Annotated in this window: 21 protein-coding genes; 14 read left to right on the top strand and 7 right to left on the bottom strand. The window is 60.9% G+C overall.

Annotated features, from left to right (window positions below):
* Positions 1–1,326: PLP-dependent aminotransferase family protein (locus M0D67_RS33615; RefSeq protein WP_266241224.1), on the top strand; the 1,326-nt coding region annotated here is incomplete at its 5' end.
* Between the two features lie 39 nt (positions 1,327–1,365).
* Here the strand turns inward: M0D67_RS33615 and M0D67_RS33610 are convergent.
* Positions 1,366–1,530, bottom strand: coding sequence for a hypothetical protein (locus M0D67_RS33610; protein WP_266241223.1), 165 nt, complete (start codon positions 1,528–1,530; stop codon positions 1,366–1,368).
* 466 nt (positions 1,531–1,996) lie between these two features.
* Between M0D67_RS33610 and M0D67_RS33605 the strand changes: the two genes are divergently transcribed.
* The 7 genes from M0D67_RS33605 (at position 1,997) to M0D67_RS33575 (ending at position 7,987) form a co-directional block, all read left to right on the top strand.
* Positions 1,997–3,040, top strand: coding sequence for an AraC family transcriptional regulator (locus M0D67_RS33605; protein ID WP_266241222.1), 1,044 nt, complete (start codon positions 1,997–1,999; stop codon positions 3,038–3,040).
* A gap of 211 nt (positions 3,041–3,251) precedes the next feature.
* Complete coding sequence (locus M0D67_RS33600; protein ID WP_266241220.1) at positions 3,252–4,184, top strand: hypothetical protein; 933 nt, start codon at positions 3,252–3,254, stop codon at positions 4,182–4,184.
* 46 nt (positions 4,185–4,230) lie between these two features.
* Entirely contained in the window at positions 4,231–4,803 is a 573-nt protein-coding gene (locus M0D67_RS33595; protein ID WP_266241218.1) for an OsmC family protein, read from the top strand.
* 237 nt (positions 4,804–5,040) lie between these two features.
* On the top strand, positions 5,041–5,469 hold the full coding sequence (locus M0D67_RS33590; RefSeq protein WP_266241226.1) for a YciI family protein: 429 nt from the start codon (positions 5,041–5,043) through the stop codon (positions 5,467–5,469).
* Between the two features lie 158 nt (positions 5,470–5,627).
* Positions 5,628–5,915, top strand: a complete 288-nt coding sequence (locus tag M0D67_RS33585; protein WP_154559371.1) for a DUF1330 domain-containing protein — start codon at positions 5,628–5,630, stop codon at positions 5,913–5,915.
* Between the two features lie 57 nt (positions 5,916–5,972).
* On the top strand, positions 5,973–7,211 hold the full coding sequence (locus M0D67_RS33580; RefSeq protein ID WP_266241215.1) for an EAL and HDOD domain-containing protein: 1,239 nt from the start codon (positions 5,973–5,975) through the stop codon (positions 7,209–7,211).
* A 119-nt stretch (positions 7,212–7,330) separates the two neighbouring features.
* Positions 7,331–7,987 (top strand): GntR family transcriptional regulator, encoded by a 657-nt coding sequence (locus M0D67_RS33575; RefSeq protein ID WP_266241213.1) that lies wholly within the window; start codon positions 7,331–7,333, stop codon positions 7,985–7,987.
* A gap of 42 nt (positions 7,988–8,029) precedes the next feature.
* Here the strand turns inward: M0D67_RS33575 and M0D67_RS33570 are convergent, their stop codons facing one another.
* The 4 genes from M0D67_RS33570 to M0D67_RS33555 form a co-directional block, all read right to left on the bottom strand.
* Positions 8,030–8,767, bottom strand: coding sequence for an amino acid ABC transporter ATP-binding protein (locus tag M0D67_RS33570; protein ID WP_266241212.1), 738 nt, complete (start codon positions 8,765–8,767; stop codon positions 8,030–8,032).
* A complete protein-coding gene (locus M0D67_RS33565; protein WP_266241210.1) occupies positions 8,745–9,434 on the bottom strand; it encodes an amino acid ABC transporter permease in 690 nt (229 codons plus the stop codon). The genes M0D67_RS33570 and M0D67_RS33565 overlap by 23 nt, the downstream gene beginning before the upstream one ends.
* Positions 9,434–10,102: an amino acid ABC transporter permease gene (locus M0D67_RS33560; protein ID WP_093641734.1), complete on the bottom strand. Its 669-nt coding sequence runs from the start codon at positions 10,100–10,102 to the stop codon at positions 9,434–9,436. Before M0D67_RS33560 ends, M0D67_RS33565 begins: the two co-directional genes overlap by 1 nt.
* A 69-nt stretch (positions 10,103–10,171) precedes the next feature.
* Positions 10,172–11,002 (bottom strand): transporter substrate-binding domain-containing protein, encoded by an 831-nt coding sequence (locus M0D67_RS33555; protein ID WP_266241207.1) that lies wholly within the window; start codon positions 11,000–11,002, stop codon positions 10,172–10,174.
* A 160-nt stretch (positions 11,003–11,162) separates the two neighbouring features.
* Here M0D67_RS33555 and M0D67_RS33550 point away from each other — a divergent pair, with 160 nt between their 5' ends.
* The 6 genes from M0D67_RS33550 to M0D67_RS33525 are packed head-to-tail and all read left to right on the top strand — an operon-like array spanning position 11,163 to position 16,632.
* Positions 11,163–11,468, top strand: a complete 306-nt coding sequence (locus M0D67_RS33550) for a (2Fe-2S)-binding protein (protein WP_266241205.1) — start codon at positions 11,163–11,165, stop codon at positions 11,466–11,468.
* Entirely contained in the window at positions 11,458–12,882 is a 1,425-nt protein-coding gene (locus tag M0D67_RS33545) for an NAD(P)/FAD-dependent oxidoreductase (protein ID WP_266241203.1), read from the top strand. Before M0D67_RS33550 ends, M0D67_RS33545 begins: the two co-directional genes overlap by 11 nt.
* Positions 12,879–14,039: an FAD-binding oxidoreductase gene (locus M0D67_RS33540; protein WP_266241201.1), complete on the top strand. Its 1,161-nt coding sequence runs from the start codon at positions 12,879–12,881 to the stop codon at positions 14,037–14,039. Before M0D67_RS33545 ends, M0D67_RS33540 begins: the two co-directional genes overlap by 4 nt.
* Positions 14,036–14,986 carry a dihydrodipicolinate synthase family protein gene (locus M0D67_RS33535; protein ID WP_266241199.1) on the top strand — a complete coding sequence of 317 codons (951 nt, stop codon included), beginning with the start codon at positions 14,036–14,038 and terminating at the stop codon, positions 14,984–14,986. The genes M0D67_RS33540 and M0D67_RS33535 overlap by 4 nt, the downstream gene beginning before the upstream one ends.
* The gene (hydA, locus tag M0D67_RS33530; protein WP_266241197.1) at positions 14,983–16,404 is read left to right on the top strand and encodes a dihydropyrimidinase; all 1,422 of its coding nucleotides are present in this window, start codon (positions 14,983–14,985) and stop codon (positions 16,402–16,404) included. The genes M0D67_RS33535 and hydA overlap by 4 nt, the downstream gene beginning before the upstream one ends.
* Positions 16,405–16,410: 6 nt before the next feature.
* Positions 16,411–16,632: an FmdB family zinc ribbon protein gene (locus M0D67_RS33525; RefSeq protein ID WP_266241195.1), complete on the top strand. Its 222-nt coding sequence runs from the start codon at positions 16,411–16,413 to the stop codon at positions 16,630–16,632.
* A 49-nt stretch (positions 16,633–16,681) separates the two neighbouring features.
* Here the strand turns inward: M0D67_RS33525 and M0D67_RS33520 are convergent, their stop codons facing one another.
* Both M0D67_RS33520 and M0D67_RS33515 read right to left on the bottom strand, forming a co-directional pair.
* Positions 16,682–18,424, bottom strand: coding sequence for a thiamine pyrophosphate-binding protein (locus M0D67_RS33520; protein ID WP_266241193.1), 1,743 nt, complete (start codon positions 18,422–18,424; stop codon positions 16,682–16,684).
* Between the two features lie 376 nt (positions 18,425–18,800).
* Entirely contained in the window at positions 18,801–20,546 is a 1,746-nt protein-coding gene (locus M0D67_RS33515; RefSeq protein WP_266241191.1) for a methyl-accepting chemotaxis protein, read from the bottom strand.
* Positions 20,547–20,684 lie beyond the last annotated feature (138 nt).

Raw genomic sequence — 20,684 nt, 5'->3', positions numbered from 1 at the left:
CTGCAGATGCGCGGCGCGGCGGGCACCTTCGTATCGACGTCGCTGCCGGCATCGGTGATGCGCCCGTCGCGTGCGCAAGGTGTTCAGGACGCGCGGGGCAGGCAGAGCACTGAAGGAACGGGCACGCCGCAGACGCCGGGCGAATCGCGCAGTGGTCAAGCGGCGCCGCGGCAGCAGGCCATCGCCGTCGCTATGAGCGGCGAGCCGCGGCCGTTGCAACCAGGGCTGCCTGCGCTCGACGCATTTCCGGGCAAGCTATGGAACCGGCTCGTTTCGCATCACGCGCGCAGCGGCGAACGCGCGATGCTCGCGTACCCGGATCCGGCCGGCTACCGGCCGCTGCGCGAACATATCGCCACCTACCTCGGGCTGTCGCGCGGGGTGACCTGCCTGCCGGAACAGGTGTTCGTGACCGGCGGCTACCGTGCGACGCTCGAACTCGTGTTGCGCAGTCTCGCTCGCCCGAACGATCACGTGTGGTTCGAGGATCCCGGCTATCTGTTCGCGCGCGGTTTTCTGGCCGAGACCGGCGTGCAGCTCGTACCGGTGCCGGTGGATGGCGAAGGGATCGACGTCGAGCGCGGCACACTGCTGGATGCAGAGGCGCGCTTCGCAGTAGTCACGCCGTCGCATCAGAGCCCCCTCGGGCACACGCTGTCGCTCGCACGACGCATGGCGCTGCTGGACTCGGCAGAGAAAGCGTCCCGCTGGATCATCGAAGACGACTACGACAGCGAGTTCCGTTATCTGGGCCGACCATTGCCGGCTTTAAAGAGCCTCGACCGGCACGATCGCGTGATCTATTGCGGCACGTTCAGCAAGGTGATGTTTCCCGGTTTGCGGCTCGCGTATGTGGTGGTGCCGGAGCGAGCCGTCGAGCGCGTCGGGCGGGTGGCGCACAGCATGAACGCTGGATCGCCGACGCTATTGCAGGCAGCCGTGGCGGATTTCATTGAGCAGGGGCATTTTGCGCGGCATCTGAAGCGGATGCGTGCGTTGTACGGCGAGCGGCGCGTGCTGATCGTGCACGCGCTAGAGCAGGCGTTTGGCGAACGGCTGATTGTCGATTTGCCGCCAGGTGGAATTCAGTTCGCGGTGCAGTTCGCCGAAGGCCCCAATGGCCCGGTCGACGATGTCGCCGTCGCCGTCCGCGCCCGCGAAGCGGGGCTCGCGGTGCTGCCGCTTTCGATCTGGTACGCGAATGGCCGCGCGCGGCGCACGCTGCGCGGCCTCGTGATGGGCTTCGCGAACATCGCCGATGCGCGTGAGGCCGGTCGTCTCGCGCGAACGTTGCGCGCGTGTCTGGAACTTCGACGCCAGGCATGATCAGGCGCGTGCCACCGACATACCCACGGACGTACGGCACTACCCCTTGTTGAACAGGCTCACGACACGGGACATGGATTTTGCTGCCAGAGCGAGCAGAGCGCCGGAGACGCTGTAGTCGACGTTGAACATCAGGTCGATCAAATAGAACATGGATAGCGCGATGAGCGGGTGGTACATCGCAAGGCTTATCAGGCGTTTCATCGGCATCTCACGCGGTTTCGTTTGCACGAACCGGTAAGTCACTGTGCGTGAACCGATCTGCGCAAGATTCGTGGCGTGCCAGACTTCCGGAATCCGTGGAAGGTTTGGCTGCGAAGTACGGATGACGCTGTTCTGCCACGTCCCGTCCTGTGATGAACTTTGCCTCTCGCAACCTGTTGCCGTCCTGCCCGTGCGTCGATGTTTTTTGCCCTATCGTCCAAGTCTTGCCGATGGTTCTCGTGGCCATTGCAGAGCGTCCAGAAAGCTTGTCTGTTCCTCCTGCAAAAGGGGACGATGTGTTGCACGCGTTTATGTCACACAGCGATGCATCGAGCGCACTGAAAAATCGGTAAGGCATTTGTCGTCTACCGCCGCAGCGGGTATAACATGGACCCCTCGGTCAAAATGAAGAATGACCGGCCTCCCGGTTCCTTACCCGGGAAATCGCATACCACGCGAGCTCTTCATGGATGCAGTTTCTGACGTCCTGCGCGCTGTGCGCCTAAGCGGCGCGGTATATCTGACCGCGACCTTCACGGCACCGTGGTGCGTGATAGGCCGTACGGATGCCGCGCTCTGTGCGGCCTATCTGCCGCGATCCGAACGTGTCGTCTCATATCATCTGATCATAGAAGGTAGCTGCTGGGCCCAACTGGCAGACGACCCCGATTCCGCTATTCATCTCAATGCCGGGGAACTGCTGGTGGTGCCGCAAGGCGAAACGCATTTGATAGGTAGTGCTGTGGATCTAGCGCCCACGCCAATGGAGGTGCTATTGGCTGGCCCGATGGCGGCAGCACCGGGTGAGGTGATGACGGTGTCTTACGGAGGCGGGGGACCTACGACTCGCATCGTATGCGGTTTTCTGGCCTGCGACGATACGCTGAGTAACCCACTGCTCTCATCGCTGCCGCGACTCTTCAAGATTGATATGCGCCATGATCCGCGAGCAGCATGGCTTGAGTCCTCTCTCAAGTTTGCAGCCAGCGAGGCTGCGAGTTCGCGGGCGGGCGGTACGATTGTCCTCGCCAGACTGTCCGAACTCCTGTTTGTCGAAGCGGTCCGTAGCTGTATTGAAGCGCTTCCTGACCATCAGACAGGATGGCTCGCGGGCGTGCGCGATCGCTACGTGGGGCGCGCGCTTTCGCTGCTCCATGCTCAAGCCGTCCACCCCTGGACCGTCGATGAGCTTGCACGCAAGGTGGGGTTATCGCGTTCCGCGTTGGCGCAACGCTTCACTGATCTCCTTGGACAACCGCCCATGCAGTACCTGGCGCGATGGCGCATGCAGATCGCGGCGCAGGAACTTCTCGCCGGCAGAAAGTCCCTCGCCGCTGTAGCGGAGCAGATTGGTTATGAGTCTGAGGCGGCATTCAGTCGGGCCTTCAGGCGGGAATTTGGAATGCCGCCGGCAGGCTGGCGCAAGAACAAAGGAAAGATGAACGGCGCTGGCGAATCTGCGCAGGCCGCGCCCGCTGCGAGTGGCATCACGCCACCAGCAGATCAGTGACATCGACTGCCATACCCGACGCAACGTTCACTCGCACGCGTCAAAGCTGACCCGGCGTTTCGGCCATATCTCCCGGTGGCCCGGCCATAGAACCTCGCGTCTCCCAATCGTACATTCGAGCGTACCGGATGCCAGATCAACCATCTGGTTCTGGCCGGTAGATGAGCATTCACCGCTCGACCGCACGTAGGTCCACATTGGGAGAAATACTATGAACGCAGTATCGCGACTCTCCAACCACGATCGTTACGCCCGTTGCATTCGCGCTTCAAAGATGGTCAGTTGGGACATCGAGCGTGACGTGATTGGAGGCCGCACCTTTGACACGTCCCAGAAGTATCTTCCCGATGGGCTTTCACTGGCTCCGAATTTCTTCACGCTCTCCGAGAACGAAAAGCGTTTCGTCAGCCAGATTCAGGGGCGCACGTATGCCAACGTGTTCGGACTGGTAGAGCGCTTCATCAACGCCAAGGTGCTGGAAGTCAGCCGTGACCATTGGCTCGGCGATCAGGTAGCGCTTGAGGCGCTGGTCCGATTCAGTGAAGAAGAACTCAAGCATCAGGCGTTATTTCGTCGCATCGACGAGATGATCGGTGAGACTCTTCCCCCGGGCTATCACTTCGACGTCGACTCGAATGCCGTTGCCTCTGTTGTCCTCGGTAAAAGCACGTGGGCCGTATTGGCGCTGACGCTGCATATCGAACTGTTCAGCCAGCTCCACTATCGCCAGAGTATCGCTCCAGACGATCAGCTATCGGAGCTATTCAAGAGCGTGTTCCTCTATCACTGGAAGGAGGAGAGTCAACACGCCATTCTCGACGAGCTCGAATGGGTCCGTCACGACGCCACCATGACGGACAGTGATCGCGACAAGGCTGTCGACGAATTCATCGAATTAGTCGCCGCGATCGACGGCATTCTGCAGGCGCAGGCTGCAGCCGACGCGCGTTATTTCAAGGCGAACTGCGGGCGCGCAGTCGACGAGACGGAAGCCCAGTCGATCGAAGCGAATTTCCTCGAGGCTTACCGGTGGCAATACATCCACTCGGGTGTACGTCATCCCCATTTCGGCGAGGTGCTTCATGGCCTCATCTCCGAAGACCAGCGCATGCGCATCCATGCTGCGCTCGCCACACTGCAATGAGATTTACCGGAGCTGATCAGTCCACCTATGTTGAAGGAGATGGAACATGAATGCCAACGCACAGATCAACAAACCTAATTTCGTCAACGGCCTTAACGTCGACGACCTGTTCGCCCTGATTGAGGGCGTCAAGAACGATGTTTCGAAAGCCACCACCAGTTGGCGCGTAGCGACGAGCTGGCAGGGGCAGACTCGAACTCGCGCCGAGGTAGAGGGGTTCTCGATCGGCGGGCAGGATGTGCCGCGCCGGTTCACGATCGATATCAATGAGCCCTGCGAACTCGGTGGCTCGAACAAGTTTGCCAATCCTCAGGAGCATCTGATCGCCGCGCTGAATGCCTGTATAACGGTGGGTTACGTGGCGCAATGCGCCGTCCGCGGGATTACGCTCGAGTCCCTGCAGATTGAGACCGAGGGTGAAATCGATCTCAGGGGTTTTCTCGGGATCGACCCGCAAGTGGCAAACGGTTACGAGAGCCTGCGCTACACCGTTCGTATCAAGGGCAGCGGTACCGGCCAGCAATTCGCGGAAGTCCATGACGCGGTAATGGCCACTTCCCCCAACGTCTACAATCTGGCGAACGCCGTCGTTCTGAAATCGACCCTCGTGGTCGGGTGAACTTGGCGATGTGGGCGCGGCGACTCGAATCGTATCACTCCACATATGATCGCTCCAATTAGCGCATCGCCGTCTGGGACCGTTTCGTGACGGGCAATGCATGACTACGTCCGCAGCGTTCTAAAAAAAGCTGCAAAGTTGTGTCTTGCAGATGTCGATTTCTCCCACGATCATTCGTCGTAGTTACAGGAGGCGCTTTTGTCTCCGAACACTATTGTCTTCAAAGGAGAAACCCAAATGCGTGTAATGGTCATGGTCAAGGCAACCCCCGAATCCGAAGCCGGGCAAATGCCAAGCATGGAGCTCATCGCGGCGATGGGCAAATATAACGAGGAACTGGTGAAGGCCGGGATCATGCAAGGCGGCGACGGGCTGAAGCCGAGTTCGGCAGGCGTACGCGTGAGGTTTTCAGGGAAGGACCGAACCGTCGTTGACGGCCCATTTGCAGAGACCAAGGAATTGATCGCCGGGTACTGGCTCTGGCAAGTTCAATCGATGGACGAAGCGATTGAATGGGTAAAGCGCTGCCCGAATCCGATGGTGAGTGATTCAGAGATCGAGATTCGGCCTTTCTTTGAGCCTGCGGATTTTGGTGAGGCCTTTACACCTGAGCTGCAAGACCAGGAAAAGCGTCTACGGCAGCAGATTGACGGGCAGACGCGCTGACAATTTTCACCGCATCAGTCTGCGGGGCGTGCGGAGGCAGCCCCGCCCCGCCTGTCTGAGGCTTGAGTCGAGTGTCCTGGCGCCGTACAGGGACGAGGTGCAACGCGGTTTCATGGCATCATCATGTGCACCTTCACACCACCGCTGGAGCGCACGCCATGGCAACTTACATTGTCTTCACAAAGGAAAGCACGCAGGATCAGGGGGAGCTCGATATCTACCAAAGCAAGGTGGGCGAGACCTTTAAAGGTCATCCCGTCAAGATTCTCGCTGCCTACGGACCTCAGCAGATCCTTGAGGGCGACGGGCCGGAGGGCGTCGTGATCGTGGAGTTTCCGTCGACGGCGGCCGCGCGCGCGTGGTACGACAGCCCGGCGTATCAGGAGGCCGCGCAGCACCGGTTCAAGGGCGCGCGCTATCGGGCCGTTCTCGTCGAAGGCGTGTGACGAACGGCAGCGCATAACTGTTTTGCATATTGTTAGGCCTTCCAGCCAGAGGTAGTCGTGAACAGCGTTTCAATTGAGGTCGTCGCACCGGGCGATGCCGACGTGTTTGTGGCACGTCAACCCGTCATGGATCGGGCTGGTCGCGTTGTCGCATACGAGCTTCTTTTCAGAGACGGTCCCACCGGGGGAGCGCGGATCGGGGACGAACTGCGCTCTACGACGGCGGTGATTGAACGCGCAGTCGGCTCGATCGGTCTCGAACGGCTTGCCGGGAGCAAGGCTTGCTTCCTGAACTGTCCGCATGATTTTCTGTTTTCGGACTACCCGTATGTGCTGCCGGCGTCACGGTTCGTTCTGGAGATTCTTGAGTCTGTCGAGCTGACATCGAACCTCTCGCGACGGTGCAGCGAGTTGCGAGGAGCGGGCTTCCAGATAGCGCTGGACGACGTCAGGAGCATGACTGACGAGATCCGATGGTTTCTTCCTTCCGTCGACATCATCAAGATCGACTGGCCGTTTGTTGAACGTGCGGAGTTGCCAGAACTGGTCAGTCAGTTCAAACGTGCGGGAAAGGTCGTGCTCGCCGAGAAAATCGAAACTGCAGAGGATGCGGAGTATGCCCGGCAACTGGGTTGTGATCTGCTGCAGGGCTATTATTTCGCCAAGCCGCAGATTCTTTCGGGCAAGCGCGCGATGCCGCCAGTCAAGGCAATTCTTCACGTGTTCGACCTGGTCGGCAGCGACGCGCCGTTGGGTAGTATTGCGCGAGCGCTAAAAGAGACGCCAATGCTGGTTGCCCAACTGTTACGGCTTGCAAACAGCAGCGAGCAGCCCAACGGCAAGACGGAGCCCATTTCATCGCTCAAGCAGGCACTCTCGGTAGCCGGAAGCCGCAGACTTTTGCATTGGTGCGGACTTCTGCTTTACGTCGGCCGGGACGGGCTTCCAGTCGAGGATGATCCGCTTGCGCTGCTTGCGCAACGACGGGCACATTTCATGGAAGAGGCGATCGACGCGATGCCGGATGGATCACGCTCGCTGGCGTCCGCAGGCTATCTGACGGGCATGCTGTCGCTACTACATGTCGCGTATCACATGGAACTGCAGAGCTTTGTCGACGAGCTACCCGTTTCTGATTCCATCCGGCTGGCTATCCTTAACGGCGGCGGCGTACTCGGCGAATTGCTGTCGGTCGCCGCGCTGCTTGAACGGGGCGATGTGGATGCGGCGACGGTGAGACTTCAACGGCTGGCGGTTTCTCCTGCAGAGGTTCGGAAGATCGTCGAGTGCTATTGATGTGATTTGCAGTATCGCGAGCGGTATGACGGCCAGTCTCAGTCGTTCGACCGCGTATCAATGTGGACATTCGATCGCATACAATACGTATACCGTGCATCCGAAGTGAGTGAGACGACGTGACAGCATCTTCCCTGACAACCCCGGAAAAACTGGGGGAACTGGCCTATCAGACTTTGCGGCGAATGATCCTCGACAAGGCGTTGCGCAGCGGCGGCGCCGTCGTTGAAGGGCGGCTGGCCGAGGAACTCAACATTTCCCGCACGCCCATGCGCGAAGCGTTGCTGCGGCTCGAAGGCGAAGGGCTGTTGACGCGCGCCGGGGCTCGCTCTTATTCGGTGCGCTTCGTCAGCGCGCAGGAATATTTGCAGGCGATGAAGGTGCGCGAGCTGCTCGAAGCGGAGGCCGTCGGCCTTGCCATCGGCAAGATCGACAAGAAAAAGATCCAGCAACTGATAAAGAAGATCAAGGCTCTGCGCAGTGGGCAGCAGGAGCAGGAACACTGGCAGATCGACGACCAGGTTCACACGATGATGGCGCATGCAAGCGGCAACGACGTGCTCGCGCGGATGATCGAAGTGGTGCGCACGAACAGCCGGCTGTTTGAACTCACGACACCTTTCAATCGAATCGAGGAGGATCGCGCCGAGCACCTTGCGATCCTCGAAGCGTACGCTGCCGACGACGCAGAAGCTGCACGCGCCGCCGTTCGCACGCACCTGCAGAACTTGCGCCGTTTCGTGCTTAACCGTCTGAGTGGAGGCAGCGGTCCCTGAACCGGATCGGCTCGCTAGCGACTCGCGGCCCCAGCGACTCCATCAGTGGCGCAGGATCTTGCCGACGAATTCACGCGTGCGCGCTTCCTGCGGAGCATCGAAAATCTGCTGCGGCGAGCCTGTTTCGATCACATGGCCACCGGCCATGAACACGACTTTCGACGACACCTCGCGCACGAAGCCCATCTCGTGCGACACGATGAACATGGTGATACCCTCCAGCGCCAGTGCGCGAATCGTATCGAGCACCTCGGTGACGAGTTCGGGGTCGAGCGCGGCGGTGACTTCATCAAGAAAGAGCACGTTTGGCTTCAACGCCAGCGCGCGGGCGATTGCCACACGTTGCTGCTGGCCACCCGACAACTCGTCCGGATACGCTTTCAGCCTGTGTTCCAGGCCCACCCGCGTGAGCAACCGGATGGCATCCTCTTCCACCTGCTTGCGCGGCCAGCCCTTGATCCGGGTAGGCGTGATCATCACGTTGTCCAGCACGGTCATGTTCTGGAACAGGTTGTATTGCTGGAAAACGATCGCGATTTCCGAGCGCAACGACCGCACGGCCGTCTTGTCCGCATAGTTCACGAGATCGCCGTTCAGCCGTACGCTGCCGTGCTCCGGAGGCAACAGTCCCAGTAGAACGCGCAGCAACGTGCTCTTGCCTGACCCGGACGGCCCGATCAGGCTGACGATTTCACCTTTCTCGACTGACAGGTTGATACGTTCAAGGACCGTGTGCGGCCCATACGACGCCTTCAGATCAACGATTTCGAGTTGCGGCAAGTTTCTTCTCCAGGCGCTTACCCAAGCGCGACAACGGATACGACATCACAAAATAAAGCACCAACACCGTTCCGTACACGAGCCACGAGGAAAACCCCTTGTTGGTCAGCACCTTGCCGGCGGACGTCAGTTCCATCACGCCGATCTGCGAGGCGAGCGCCGTGTCCTTGATGAACATGACAAAGAACCCGAACGTGGGCGGCACGATCACGCGCCACGCTTGCGGCACGATGACGAAGCGCAGCGATTCGAAGTACGAGAAATTCAGCGTCTGCGCGGCTTCCCATTGATTTTTATGGACCGATTCGAGTCCGCTTCGAATGATCTCGCCAAGGTAGGCGGACGCGATCAGGCAGACGCTCAGCGAAGCGACGGCAAACGTCGAGAGATTGGCTTTCGACGTTTGGCTCGCGAAGAACACGAGCATCAGCGTGACCAGAAACGGGATGCGGCGGAACAGGAAGCAATAGACAAAGGCGAGGGCGCGCAAAGGCGCCATCGTGCGGGAATGCGTGACGCGGACAATCGCTATGACAAAGCCCGCGAGAAAGCCCGTAAAGCAGCCGGCAGCCGACAGCACGAAGGTTGCGGCGAACCCTTCCACTAGCAACAGCAGGTTGTAGAAAGAAAACAGTTGTGCGATTTCGGCCTGTGAGGAAGCGAACATCAGAACACCTTGATTTTGGCGCGGCAGACATGGCGCCCGATCATCGCCAGTGCGAACGTCGCGATCAATGTGACGGCGACATACAGAACGGCGGCCACGCTGAACGCTTCGACCGAAAGGTAGGTCTGTGAACTGAGGTTGTACGTGCGCCCCGTCAGTTCCTCGACACCGAAGATCGACGCCATCGACGTGCCGAGCGTCATGACGATGAACTGGTTCGACAGCGGCGGGAACATCACCTTTAGTACGTGTGGAAAGATCACATGCCGCACGATCTGCGGCGTGGAGAAGCCGAGTACTTCGGCAGCCTCGATCTCCATTAGCCGGACCGAATTGAACCCTGCGCGCTGGATCTCGCACAGATAGGCGCCCGCATTGAACGTTGCCCCGATCAGCACCGCTGTGAACGGCGACAGGGTCACGCCGATCTCAGGCAGTGCAAAGAACAGGAAAAAGATCTGCACGAGTTGCGGCGTATTGGTCGCGAATGCCACATAAGCCATCACCACCTTGCGCAGAAACGCCGGCCCGTAGCGCAACACCGAAGCACAGACGAGGCCGATGATCATGCCGAACCCAAACGCGAGCACGGCGATCTGCAGGCTGAGCCATGCGCCGGCAAGCAGATAAGGCCACTGCTGGAGGATGGGCTCGAAATGTAGGGTCATCGAATAGTGGCTCCCGCCGGATGCGAAGTGCTCGTCCGTTACGGCGACGAGCGCTGTCGCCAGTTTCCCTTACTGCGCGGCTGCAACAGGTGTAGGTGAGGCGGTCGGATCGTGCAGCATGGCGCTGCCGAACCACTTCTTCCAGCTTGCGGCGACAAAGCCGTTCTTCTGCAACGTGCCGATTTCCTTGTTCAGACGCTGCGTCAGCGCCATATTGCCCTTTTGCACGCCGATGCAGTCGTAGTCCACTTCGATCGGCGCATCCACCACACGCCATTTCGTCGGATAGTTCTTCGTGTAACTCAGCATGAAGTCGAGCACGTCGATCAATGCATCGGCGCGGCCCTGAGCGATCGCGCGAACCGCATCCGGATAGTTGTCGAGAATCAGAAGCTGCGCCTTGGGCAGTTTGTCATGAATCAGCTGGATAGGCGTCGTGCCGCGTACCTGAACGAGGCGTACCGCCGGATCGTTCAACTGGGTCCAGTCTGAATAAGACGTCGCCTGTGTCGTCAGGACGCCTAGCACTTCGGTGTTGACCGGGTCGGTGAAGTCGATCACCTTCAGGCGGTCCGCGTTGCGCGTCATGCCGCCCATTACCGCGTCGATCTTGTCGGTCATCAGAAACGGCACGCGATCGTTCGAGCCAACCGGAACGATTTCGAGCTTCACGCCGAGCGAGTCGGCAATCTTCCTGGCAATAGTGACATCGAAGCCGTCGATGGTGTTTTTCGCGTCGTAAATGCCGAGCGGCGGCAGGTTGGGGTTGATGCCGAACACGATCTTCTTCGACGCGATGATTTCGTCGAGCGTGCGAGCACTGGCGTCGAACGCGCCGAGCAACGCGCAGGCGGCAATACCCACGGCGAGCATGCGGGTGAGGAGGATCGAGGATTTCATGCGGCAACTCCGTAAGAGGTTCGGGGGCGAATGCTGACCGGTCTGGCGCACGGTTCGGACGCTTCCCGGACCGTCTTTATTTTGGCCATTTTGTGTATACGAAACGTATACGATAAGATAAAAACATCGACGAAATTAGTTGTCAAGGGAGCCATGCCCCATGCTGGATGAGAAGACCATGCGCATCTCGAAGGCAGGCGGCGCGGCTACGGTGAGGTTTCTCTTCGACGGTCGGCCGGTGCGGGCGCGCCAGGGCGAAAGCGTGGCGGCAGCGCTGTTCGCCTCGGGTACGAAGACCTTACGGACGAGCCCGCGCAATGGCGTGCCGCGCGGCATGTTCTGTTTGATGGGGTCTTGTCAGGAGTGTCTGGTCGTAGTCGATGGTCGCCGCGCGCTTGCATGCCGGACGACGGTCATTGAAGGAATGCGCGTCGACAAAGTACCGGAGATCGGCCTTGATATCTGAGTTCGATGTCCTCGTGCTCGGCGGCGGCCCGGCCGGCGTGAACGCGGCGCTGGCTGCGTCGGCAGCAGGTCTCAGGGTTGCGCTGTTCGATGAGAACCCGGCGGCCGGCGGGCAGGTCTACCGCGCACCGGTCAGCGCCGCTGTTCCGTCGAGCGCGGACCAGCAAGCGGGTGACGCGCTACGGCGCGAACTCGCCGAAAGTAAGGTCACCACCTACTTCGATCACGTGGTCTGGGCGGTCACCGCCGACTATCGCGTCGATGCCGTGGGTCCGGCCGGCCCCGTGTATTGCATCGGGCGCGCGCTGATCGTCGCAGCGGGAACCACGGAACGTGTCGTGCCCTTCGACGGGTGGACCACGCCCGGCGTCATCGGGCTGGCCGCCGCAACGATTCTCCTCAAATCGCAAGCCATCCTGCCGGGCCGCTCGACACTAGTCGCAGGTTGCGGACCGTTGCTTGCGGCCGTCGCCGCGAAGACGATAGAAAGCGGTGGCAAGGTCGAAGCAATTGCGGATATCGCGGGCCTCGGCGACTGGGCACGCGCGCTCCCCGCCATGGTGTCGCGCCCCGATCTGATGCGCGAGGGTTTCCACTGGTGGCGCGAAATTCGCCGCGCAGGTGTGCCGATTCATTCGCGGCACACGATAGTCAAAGTCGAGCCAGCCGGCGATCGGCTGCGTGCGACTCTGGCGCCGTGTGACGCAGCAGGGCGGCCCGTATCCGGAGAACACCGCAGCGTGGTCGCCGACTGCATCGCGGTCGGTCATGGGCTGACCCCGTCAACCGAAATCACGCGTCTCTTGTGCGCGGAGCACCGGTACTCGCGGCAGGCGGGAGGATGGATCGCCATCACCGACGAGAACTGCCGCACCTCGCGCCCGCGGCTCTACGTGGCGGGCGACGGCGCAGGCATCGCCGGCGCGGCCGCAGCGAGCCATCATGGCACGCTAGCGGGACTCGCCTGCGCCATCGAGCTTGGCGGCACGGACATCGCCGGGCTCCGGTCGCGACTGTCATCCGTGCGTCGGGCGTATCTCAAGGCGGCGCGTTTCGGTCGTTCGATGGCGCAATTGATGGCGCTACGACCCGGCCATACCGATGGTATTGGGCCGCAAACCATCGTCTGTCGATGCGAAGACGTGACGCGCGCCGAGATCGACGCCGCCTGCGACGCCGGCGCGCACGACGTGAACCAGCTCAAGGCCTGGACGCGCTGCGGCATGGGGCCGTGCCAGGGTCGCACATGCGGAGACGTAGCGGCGGAACTGCTTGCGGCACGCGCATGCGGCGGCTCGCGCGAACGCGCGGGCTGTTTTTCTGCCCGCACGCCGTTGCGGCCCGTCACGGTTGAAGCGCTGACTGGCGAGTTTAGCTACGACGACATTCCGATCCCGAAGGCTGCGCCGCTATGAGCCAGCCGACGACCACCGCATTCGATGTCGCCGTGCTTGGCGGCGGCGTGATGGGCTGCACCACCGCACTATTTCTGGCGCGAGCCGGCATGCGAGTGGCGGTGATCGAACGCGATGCGCTGTGCCGTGGCGCGTCGGGCGTAAACGCCGGCACGCTGACGCTGCATATGACGCGTGCCGCGCTCGTTCCCTACGCGATCCGCGCGTGGAAAATGTGGATGAACACCGACACGTGGCTAGGCCACGGCGTGCTTGCGACATCGGCGCCCGGTCTTTCGCTCGCCTTCACCGAATCCGAGAAAGTGCTGCTGCAGCAACGCGCGGCGGCGAGGCGCGAGTACGGTGCGCAGATCGATCTGCTCGACCGGGATGCCGCGCTCGCCGTCGAGCCAGGCCTGAATCCCGCAATGCTGCAAGCCGCGTACTGCGCAACCGATGGCTTCGCCAGCGCCTATCTCACGGGCCGTGCTTTCCATGCGGCATTGCGCGAAGCAGGTGTACACGTTTTCGAGCAGACACCGATCACGCGTATCGAGCGCATCGCTGGGATGTATCAGTTGTACGGCCCGGATGACGCCATCCGTATCGACGCGACGCGTCTGGTGATGGCGGGCGGCGTGTGGCAGGAACCGCTGCTCGCAATGCTCGGCATCCGCATCCCCGTCAAGACGCTCGTCAACCAGTTGATCGTCACTGAACGCATGCCGCCCGTGATGAGATCGGTGCTGAGCATCGCGAACGGGCTGCTGTCGATGAAGCAGTTCGCCAACGGCAGTGTCCTGATAGGCGGTGGCTGGCAAGGCATCGGCGATCGCGAGCGGGGCGGCGTGGAAACCGTGCCGGACAACCTGATCGGCAATCTCCGGCTCGCGCAGCATGTGATCCCCGCGCTCGCCAAAGCGCGCGTGGCCCGCATCTGGCTCGGCCTCGAAGCCGAAACTTCCGACGCCATGCCGATGATCGGTGCGCTCCCCGGTTCCCCCGATGCGTGGGTGATCGGTTGCGTGCATTCCGGTTACACCAGCGGTCCCTACATGGGCAAGCTGCTTGCCCAGGCCATGCTCGGCGAAGAACCCGAGTTGCCCTTGTTCGATCCGGCGCGGCTTGTTGTTCATGACGATGCGCCCGCCCAACTTCATCGGGAAAAGACAGAATGATCCCTACGCATGCCGACCCATTCAACGGCGTCTATGCCGCTACGCTGTGCCCCCTCGACGCGGATGGACGACACCTGGACGAAGCGGCGCTCGAGCGGCATATCGAAGCGGTGGCGAGCGTCGACGGCATTGTCGGGCTTCTGGTGAACGGCCATGCCGGCGAGAACTTCACGCTCTCGGCGGCGGACAAGCGGCGCGTCGTGGAAATTGCACATGCCGTCTGCGGCGATCGCTCGATCATCGTAGCCGGCGTGAATGCCGAGGACAGCTATGAGGCGCAGGCCCACGCAAACGACGCAAGACAGGCCGGCGCCGATGCCATGCTGCTGTTTCCGCCATTCTCATGGGCGCTGTCGACCGATCTCGACACCGTTCTGACGCATCACCGGATCGCCAACGCCGAGGCCCGCCTGCCCATGATGCTTTACCAGGCCGGCGTCGCCACGGGCGGCATGGCCTACACGCCGCAGATGCTTGCCGCGCTCGTCGGCTTGCCCGAGGTCGTTGCTATCAAGGAAGGCAGTTGGGAGACGGCCGCGTACGAAGCAAACCGCCGGCTCGTTAGATCGATCGCGCCGCATGTGGCCGTGATGGCATCCGGCGACGAACACCTGTTCACCTGCTTTGCGATCGGTACCGAAGGCAGCCTCGTCAGCCTTGCGGCCGTCGTGCCCGAACTGGTCGTGGCGCTGTATCGCGCTGTCGAACACGGTGATCTCGGCCGCGCGCAGCAGCTTCACGAGCGCATCTATCCGCTTGCGAAGGCAATCTACGGAACCGCGCCGGGTTCGTACGCCAATGCGCGCCTGAAAGCTTGCCTGCACTTGCTGGGCCACTTTCCGCATCCGTCGATGCGCCCGCCGATCCCACCGCTTTCCCATGCAGAGTTGATGCGTCTCGAAGACGCGCTCGCCATCGCAACCGACACTCAACGGAGTGATTCATGAGTTCGACCCCAACCCTCATCAAAGGCGGCCGCATCATTACGGCCGTTGACGACTACGTTGCCGACATTCTTGTGGAAGGCGAGCGCATCGTCAGCATCGGACTGAATCTCGACGGAGGACCGGATGCACGGGTGATCGACGCGGCAGGACTGCTGGTGTTTCCTGGCGGCGTCGATTGCCATACGCACATGGAGAACACCTTCGGGGCCTCGGTGACCTGCGACAACTTTGCGTCGGGCACACGCTCGGCCGCCTTCGGCGGAACGACGACGATCATCGACTTCGCGTTGCAAACGGCCGGCACGAGTCCGCTCGATGCGATCTCGCGGGCGCAATCGAAAGCCGCATCGGCCGCGAGCATCGATTACGGGTTTCATGTGATCGTGACGCAGGTGGACGAGCGCGTGCTCGGCGACATGCAATACGCGATTCGTCACGAAGGTGTCTCGAGCTTCAAGATGTTCATGGCCTATCCCGGCACGGTCATGTCGGACGACGCCGCGATTTTTCAGGCGATGCGGATGGTCGGCCAGCACGGCGGCATGATCGCGTTGCATGCCGAGAACGGCACGGTCATCGACCTGCTGATTCGCGAGGCACTCGCGCAAGGCCATACCGCGCCGCGTTATCACGCGCTGACGCGGCCCGCGATCATGGAGGGCGAAGCGACGCATCGCGGCATCAAGCTCGCCGAACTCGCCGAAGCACCGGTTTATTTCGTACACCTTTCGGCGAAAGAGGCACTGAAGCATGTGATCGAAGCGCGCGACCTGGGCATTCCGGTGTTTGCGGAGACCTGTCCACACTATCTGTTCTTCGATGAATCTGCATACGCCGACGACAGCTTCGAGCTCGCACGTTACGTGATGAGCCCGCCACTGCGCTCGAAGGAAGCGCAGAACGCGCTCTGGACCGCGCTCAAGACCGACGATCTGCAACTGATCTCGACCGATCACTGCCCGTATTGCATGAAGGAGGGGCATCGCGGCAACGTCAACCAGAAGCCGCTTGGACGCGACGATTTTTCGAAGATCCCGAATGGCGTGCCTGGCGTTGAAACGCGCATGACGGTGGTCTACGACGGTGGCGTACGAGGCGGCCGCATTTCGCTGAATCGCTTTGTCGAATTGATGTCGACTGCGCCAGCCAAGCTCTTCGGCCTGTTCCCGAAGAAGGGAACGCTTGCGATCGGCAGCGACGCCGACATCGTCCTGTTCGATCCGAACGAGTCGCATACGATCAGCGCAGACACGCAGCACGGCGATTGCGACTTTACGTTGTTCGAAGGCCGCGCAGTCACGGGCCGGGTGAAGAAAGTGCTGCTACGGGGGGAGTTGCTGATCGACAACGGCGACTGGGTCGGACGGACCGGTCAGGGACAGTTTGTCGCCCGCGGCGAACTTGGCGGTCACTGGTAGAACGTCATGCCAATCTATGAATATGCCTGCGACGCATGCGGGACGTTCGATTCCATCCGCCCAGTCGCGAGGCGAGACGAGCGAACGCCGTGCCCGGATTGCGGCCTGCTGTCGCCGCGTATCGCCAGCGGTTCGACGGTGTTGCTGGCGCAGCGCGGCGGGAACATGCCGGTGGAAGAAGGGGCTTATGGCTTCAGGCATCAAGGTGGCTGCGGTTGCTGTCGCTAGGAAGCTGACCTGACTGCGCAAACCACCGTTGCACCTTGATAGCTGCTGTTCAAGCCGCGCATTCCGCGTAGTACCGATTCGGTGCCGGAAAGACGCCGGTCATCACTTCGATCAGGAATGGACCGTTAAGCCGGGACGCCTCGCCGAGCGCATCTGCCAGGTCATCGAGGCGCTCGACCCTGCGCGACGCGACACCGAGCGAAGCGGCAAAAGCAGCCCAGTCATGACTCGGGAGCTCGCTGAACTGCGCCGGAATAGAGCCATTGCTGATTGCGTCGATATGGACCGCGCCATGTGCAGCATTGTTCAACACGACATAAAGCATTTTTACGCCGTATCGGGCTGCGGTCTGGATCTCCATGCCGTGCATCAGCATGCATCCGTCTCCGGTCACTACGACACATGGGCGCTCCGGAGCCGCAAGCTTGACGCCGATCCCGGCGGCGACTGCCCAACCCATCGGCGCGAGGGAGCTGGACGAAAAGTAGTTGCCAATGCCCGATGAGAGCCAGTAATGAGCCATGAATATCCGGTGAGCGCCCGAATCCACGACAACGTTTGCGTCCTTCGGCAGGAGTTGACACAGTTGCTTGACGACATCTCCTGTATAGAGCGATTGATCGCCATCTGAACCCCGCACGCCGGGTTGCTCGAACTTATAGTCGTACAGCGGGGTCTGGTTGACCTCGGCGACCCATGCTTTTCTTCGTTCCAGGATCGTGTGAAAGTCGGCGCTCCGGTTCGTGTCCATCTGGGACAGCGCGCGAAATGTGGCGCCAATCCCGGAGAAAACCCTGCCGCGCGCGACATGCCCCGTCGCGGGTGCGTCGAAGCTGTCGTCGAAAATGATCAGTTCCTTCCAGGCAGCCAGCTTCTCTGTCCAGTTCATGCTGTCGCGCTGATTCAGGTCGCTGCCGAACACGACGAGGACGTCGAGCTCGTCCGAGTTGATGACGCGGACGGCCCGCGAGTGGCCCGAGAATCCGTACACGCCGAGCGAAAGGACATGATCCTCAGGAAACGCGCCCTTTCCCGATAGCGTGGTCGCAACAGGAATGCAAAATTTTTCGGCCGCGTCGAGCAGGACCTTCGCGGTTTCCGGGTCATTGCCGCGACTACCGATCAGAAAAGCGATTCTCTTCGATTTGAGCAAGTACTGCTTGCACAGGGCATCCAATGCTGCGTGGTTCGCGGGTACCCCGGATGCATTGAACTCGTCATGATCGTACGGTTGCCGTGATGCGTCGTGGCCGGGTAGAACTTCCTGCCTTTGAACGTCGACAGGGATGCTCACGAAAGACTGCGCTCGACGCATCCAGTTCAACCCGTCTGTCGCGCGACGCATTTCGGCCTGAAGATTGTCTTTGTTCTTCAGTTCAACGACATTTTCGACCAGACTTCTTACCACGCCGCTTTCGAAAATGCCGCTCATCGTAGCGTCCTGGAACGCGCCTTTGCCTTCTGCGCGCGACGAAACCCCTCCGGCAATATAGAGCATGGGAATCCGGTCCGCGTGAGCGGCCGCCATACCGGGCACGAAATTCATGGTGCCTGGTCCGGAAATCCCCACGCACACGCCAAATTTCCGGCTGGCCCGCGCATAACCGTCAGCCATGAAAGCACTGCTGGTCTCATGCGCGCAAACAATTCCGCGAATCGATGGCGACTTGTCGATTGCATCCAGCAGCGGGTAAATCATCTTCCCCGGCACGAGGAAGACGTGGTCGATTTTCGCGACTTCCAACGACTTCACGACCGTTGTCGATACATTTAGGGGAGCGTGTGATTCCATATTTTTTGAGTACGATCCGAGTAGAAACCAATAATCGGATCTCGCTATCCCTCATACGGACGTCGCACGTGGCCCTCGAAAGAGCAACGTGACGAAGCCGGCGGCACAACGCCGGTATGCGGAGACAGCGAGACGGCCCTGAACGCGCTGCATACCGGCTGCAATCGCGTTCCGTGCTGCTTCATCGAGCCCGCCTGAAACGGGCCCGTGTCTCCATCCGTGGGTACTCTTTCCCGGCTACGACGTCGCTCGCATGCACTGCCTCAATGGCTGAGGCGAGCGCTGCGAGGTGTTATCGACCATGCGGCGCGCGTGAATCGCGAACCTCGGCCCGTTCGACTACAGGTTGCCGTCCAGCCTGAATGCGCTGCACCGTTCAGAATGTCTGCCAGTCGGCAGTCTCACTGGCGCTGGTCGCGACCGCAGTGCTTCCGCCACTTATCAAACGTGGCGTCGCCGTGGGCTTTGTCAACTTTGCAGGGGACGATGCGTGAATTTTCGGCGGCGTCCGATGTGGTTCCTTCCGGGGCGTATTCGCTGGTGACACAGATACGCGCCTGACGTCGATCTTGAAGAAGGCTACCGCTGCACGCAGGCTTTGCGCCTGCTGCGCCATCGACTGGGCCGCAGCCGAAGCTTCTTCCACCAGCGCGGCATTCTGCTGGGTGACCTGGTCCATCTGGTTGACTGCCTGATTGACCTGCTCGATGCCGGTGCTCTGTTCTTGCGACGCCGATGAGATTTCGCCCACGATATCGGTGACACGCTTCACCGACGCGACGATCTCGTTGATCGTGCCGCCCGCCTGCTCGACAAGCGTCGAGCCCACATCCACCCGGTTAACCGAATCGGCGATCAAGTCCTTGATTTCCTTTGCGGCGCTGGCACTGCGCTGCGCGAGGGCGCGGACTTCACCGGCCACGACAGCGAAGCCCCGACCCTGTTCGCCGGCACGAGCCGCCTCGACCGCTGCGTTGAGCGCGAGGATGTTGGTCTGGAAGGCAATACCCTCGATCACACTGATGATCTCGGACATTTTGGTCGAGCTTGCGGAGATCTCGCGCATCGTTTCGACCACCTGCCCGACGACCTCGCCGCCTTGCTGTGCGATGCCGGAGGCCGTACCGGCGAGCGTTGCTGCCTGCTTCGCGTTGTCCGTGTTGTGGCGGACCGCGGCGGTCAGTTCCTCGATGCTCGAGGCGGTTTCTTCGAGCGATGCTGCCTGCTCTTCTGTGCGGCTCGACAAATCCAGATTCCCTTGTGCGATCTGCGCACTCGCCGTCGCCACCCCTTCGGCGTTCTCGCGGACTTCCGCCACGACTTGCGACAGGGCATCGCGCATGGCCTTCAGCGATGCCATGAGGCTGTTCGTATCGCCGGGCCGGAGATCGATGCTTACGCTGAGATCGCCCGCTGCCACGCTTCTGGCGAGGTTGGCGGCTGTCGCCGGCTCAGTCCCCAGCTGCCGTGTCAGACTACGCGCCATCCAGACGCCGATACCCCAGCCGATCAACACGGACAGGACCACCAGAACAAGCATCAGATTGCGGCCGTTCTCGTACACCTTGTCGTTAGATCCGGCCGTCGCTTGGGCGTCGCTCTGTTTCACATTAACCAGAGTGCCCATCAGGACCAGGGTCTTGAAACCCTTCTCGTGGTATTCGCCCAACAGATAGCCAGTCAGGGCAGCTTGATCCTGTAGACCGGCGGCGTTAATCCGGCCTTTCATTTCATCGAAGGCCTGTAGGTAGTCGTGCCAGCCCTGATCGAGATCGGCGAAGGTCGCCTTCCCTTTGTCGGTGTAGACGAGGGGCTCGGCTTGATTGAGGTGCTCGCGCGCGGAGGCCAGGGCTTTTTCGGCCTGGGCTAGTGTGGCAGTTCGCTGCTCGGCAGTGGAGGCCAGAATGGCGTTGCGTAGATAGGTACCGACTCTCAGCACATCGGCGTTCGCTTGCTGGATCTGGTTGAGCCCCACGAGATCCATTCGATAGGTCGTGTCTGCGTTTTCGCTGATCTGGCCCATGCTGCGGACACCGATCACACTGACGATGGCACTGATGACTGATACGAGGATAAAGGCGCTGATGAGTTTGGCGCCGAGTTTCATATTGCCGATATTCATAGCTTGCTTCGTCAACGTGAAAAAAATTGGAACAAGGAAATAGATCCAACAACGCTCGCGCGTCGCTGGATAGTCGGCAATGCCGTCCGGGGATGCGGCAAGTGCTCCATGTATTCAGTTAACGGCAGCCACAATACA

The sequence above is a fragment of the Paraburkholderia sp. SECH4 genome, from assembly GCF_030511745.1.
Taxonomy (GTDB): Bacteria; Pseudomonadota; Gammaproteobacteria; order Burkholderiales; family Burkholderiaceae; genus Paraburkholderia; species Paraburkholderia madseniana.
The sequence above is the reverse complement of the archived record's forward strand: the minus strand, read 5'-3'. Positions and strand labels throughout refer to the sequence as shown.

Coding starts and splice junctions, on each gene's coding strand:
- M0D67_RS33610 (WP_266241223.1), bottom strand. CDS start 1,530: ATGAAACGCCTGATAAGCCTTGCGATGTACCACCCGCTCATCGCGCTA.
- M0D67_RS33605 (WP_266241222.1), top strand. CDS start 1,997: ATGGATGCAGTTTCTGACGTCCTGCGCGCTGTGCGCCTAAGCGGCGCG.
- M0D67_RS33600 (WP_266241220.1), top strand. CDS start 3,252: ATGAACGCAGTATCGCGACTCTCCAACCACGATCGTTACGCCCGTTGC.
- M0D67_RS33595 (WP_266241218.1), top strand. CDS start 4,231: ATGAATGCCAACGCACAGATCAACAAACCTAATTTCGTCAACGGCCTT.
- M0D67_RS33590 (WP_266241226.1), top strand. CDS start 5,041: ATGCGTGTAATGGTCATGGTCAAGGCAACCCCCGAATCCGAAGCCGGG.
- M0D67_RS33585 (WP_154559371.1), top strand. CDS start 5,628: ATGGCAACTTACATTGTCTTCACAAAGGAAAGCACGCAGGATCAGGGG.
- M0D67_RS33565 (WP_266241210.1), bottom strand. CDS start 9,434: ATGTTCGCTTCCTCACAGGCCGAAATCGCACAACTGTTTTCTTTCTAC.
- M0D67_RS33560 (WP_093641734.1), bottom strand. CDS start 10,102: ATGACCCTACATTTCGAGCCCATCCTCCAGCAGTGGCCTTATCTGCTT.
- M0D67_RS33555 (WP_266241207.1), bottom strand. CDS start 11,002: ATGAAATCCTCGATCCTCCTCACCCGCATGCTCGCCGTGGGTATTGCC.
- M0D67_RS33550 (WP_266241205.1), top strand. CDS start 11,163: ATGCTGGATGAGAAGACCATGCGCATCTCGAAGGCAGGCGGCGCGGCT.
- M0D67_RS33540 (WP_266241201.1), top strand. CDS start 12,879: ATGAGCCAGCCGACGACCACCGCATTCGATGTCGCCGTGCTTGGCGGC.
- M0D67_RS33535 (WP_266241199.1), top strand. CDS start 14,036: ATGATCCCTACGCATGCCGACCCATTCAACGGCGTCTATGCCGCTACG.
- hydA (WP_266241197.1), top strand. CDS start 14,983: ATGAGTTCGACCCCAACCCTCATCAAAGGCGGCCGCATCATTACGGCC.
- M0D67_RS33525 (WP_266241195.1), top strand. CDS start 16,411: ATGCCAATCTATGAATATGCCTGCGACGCATGCGGGACGTTCGATTCC.
- M0D67_RS33520 (WP_266241193.1), bottom strand. CDS start 18,424: ATGGAATCACACGCTCCCCTAAATGTATCGACAACGGTCGTGAAGTCG.
- M0D67_RS33515 (WP_266241191.1), bottom strand. CDS start 20,546: ATGAATATCGGCAATATGAAACTCGGCGCCAAACTCATCAGCGCCTTT.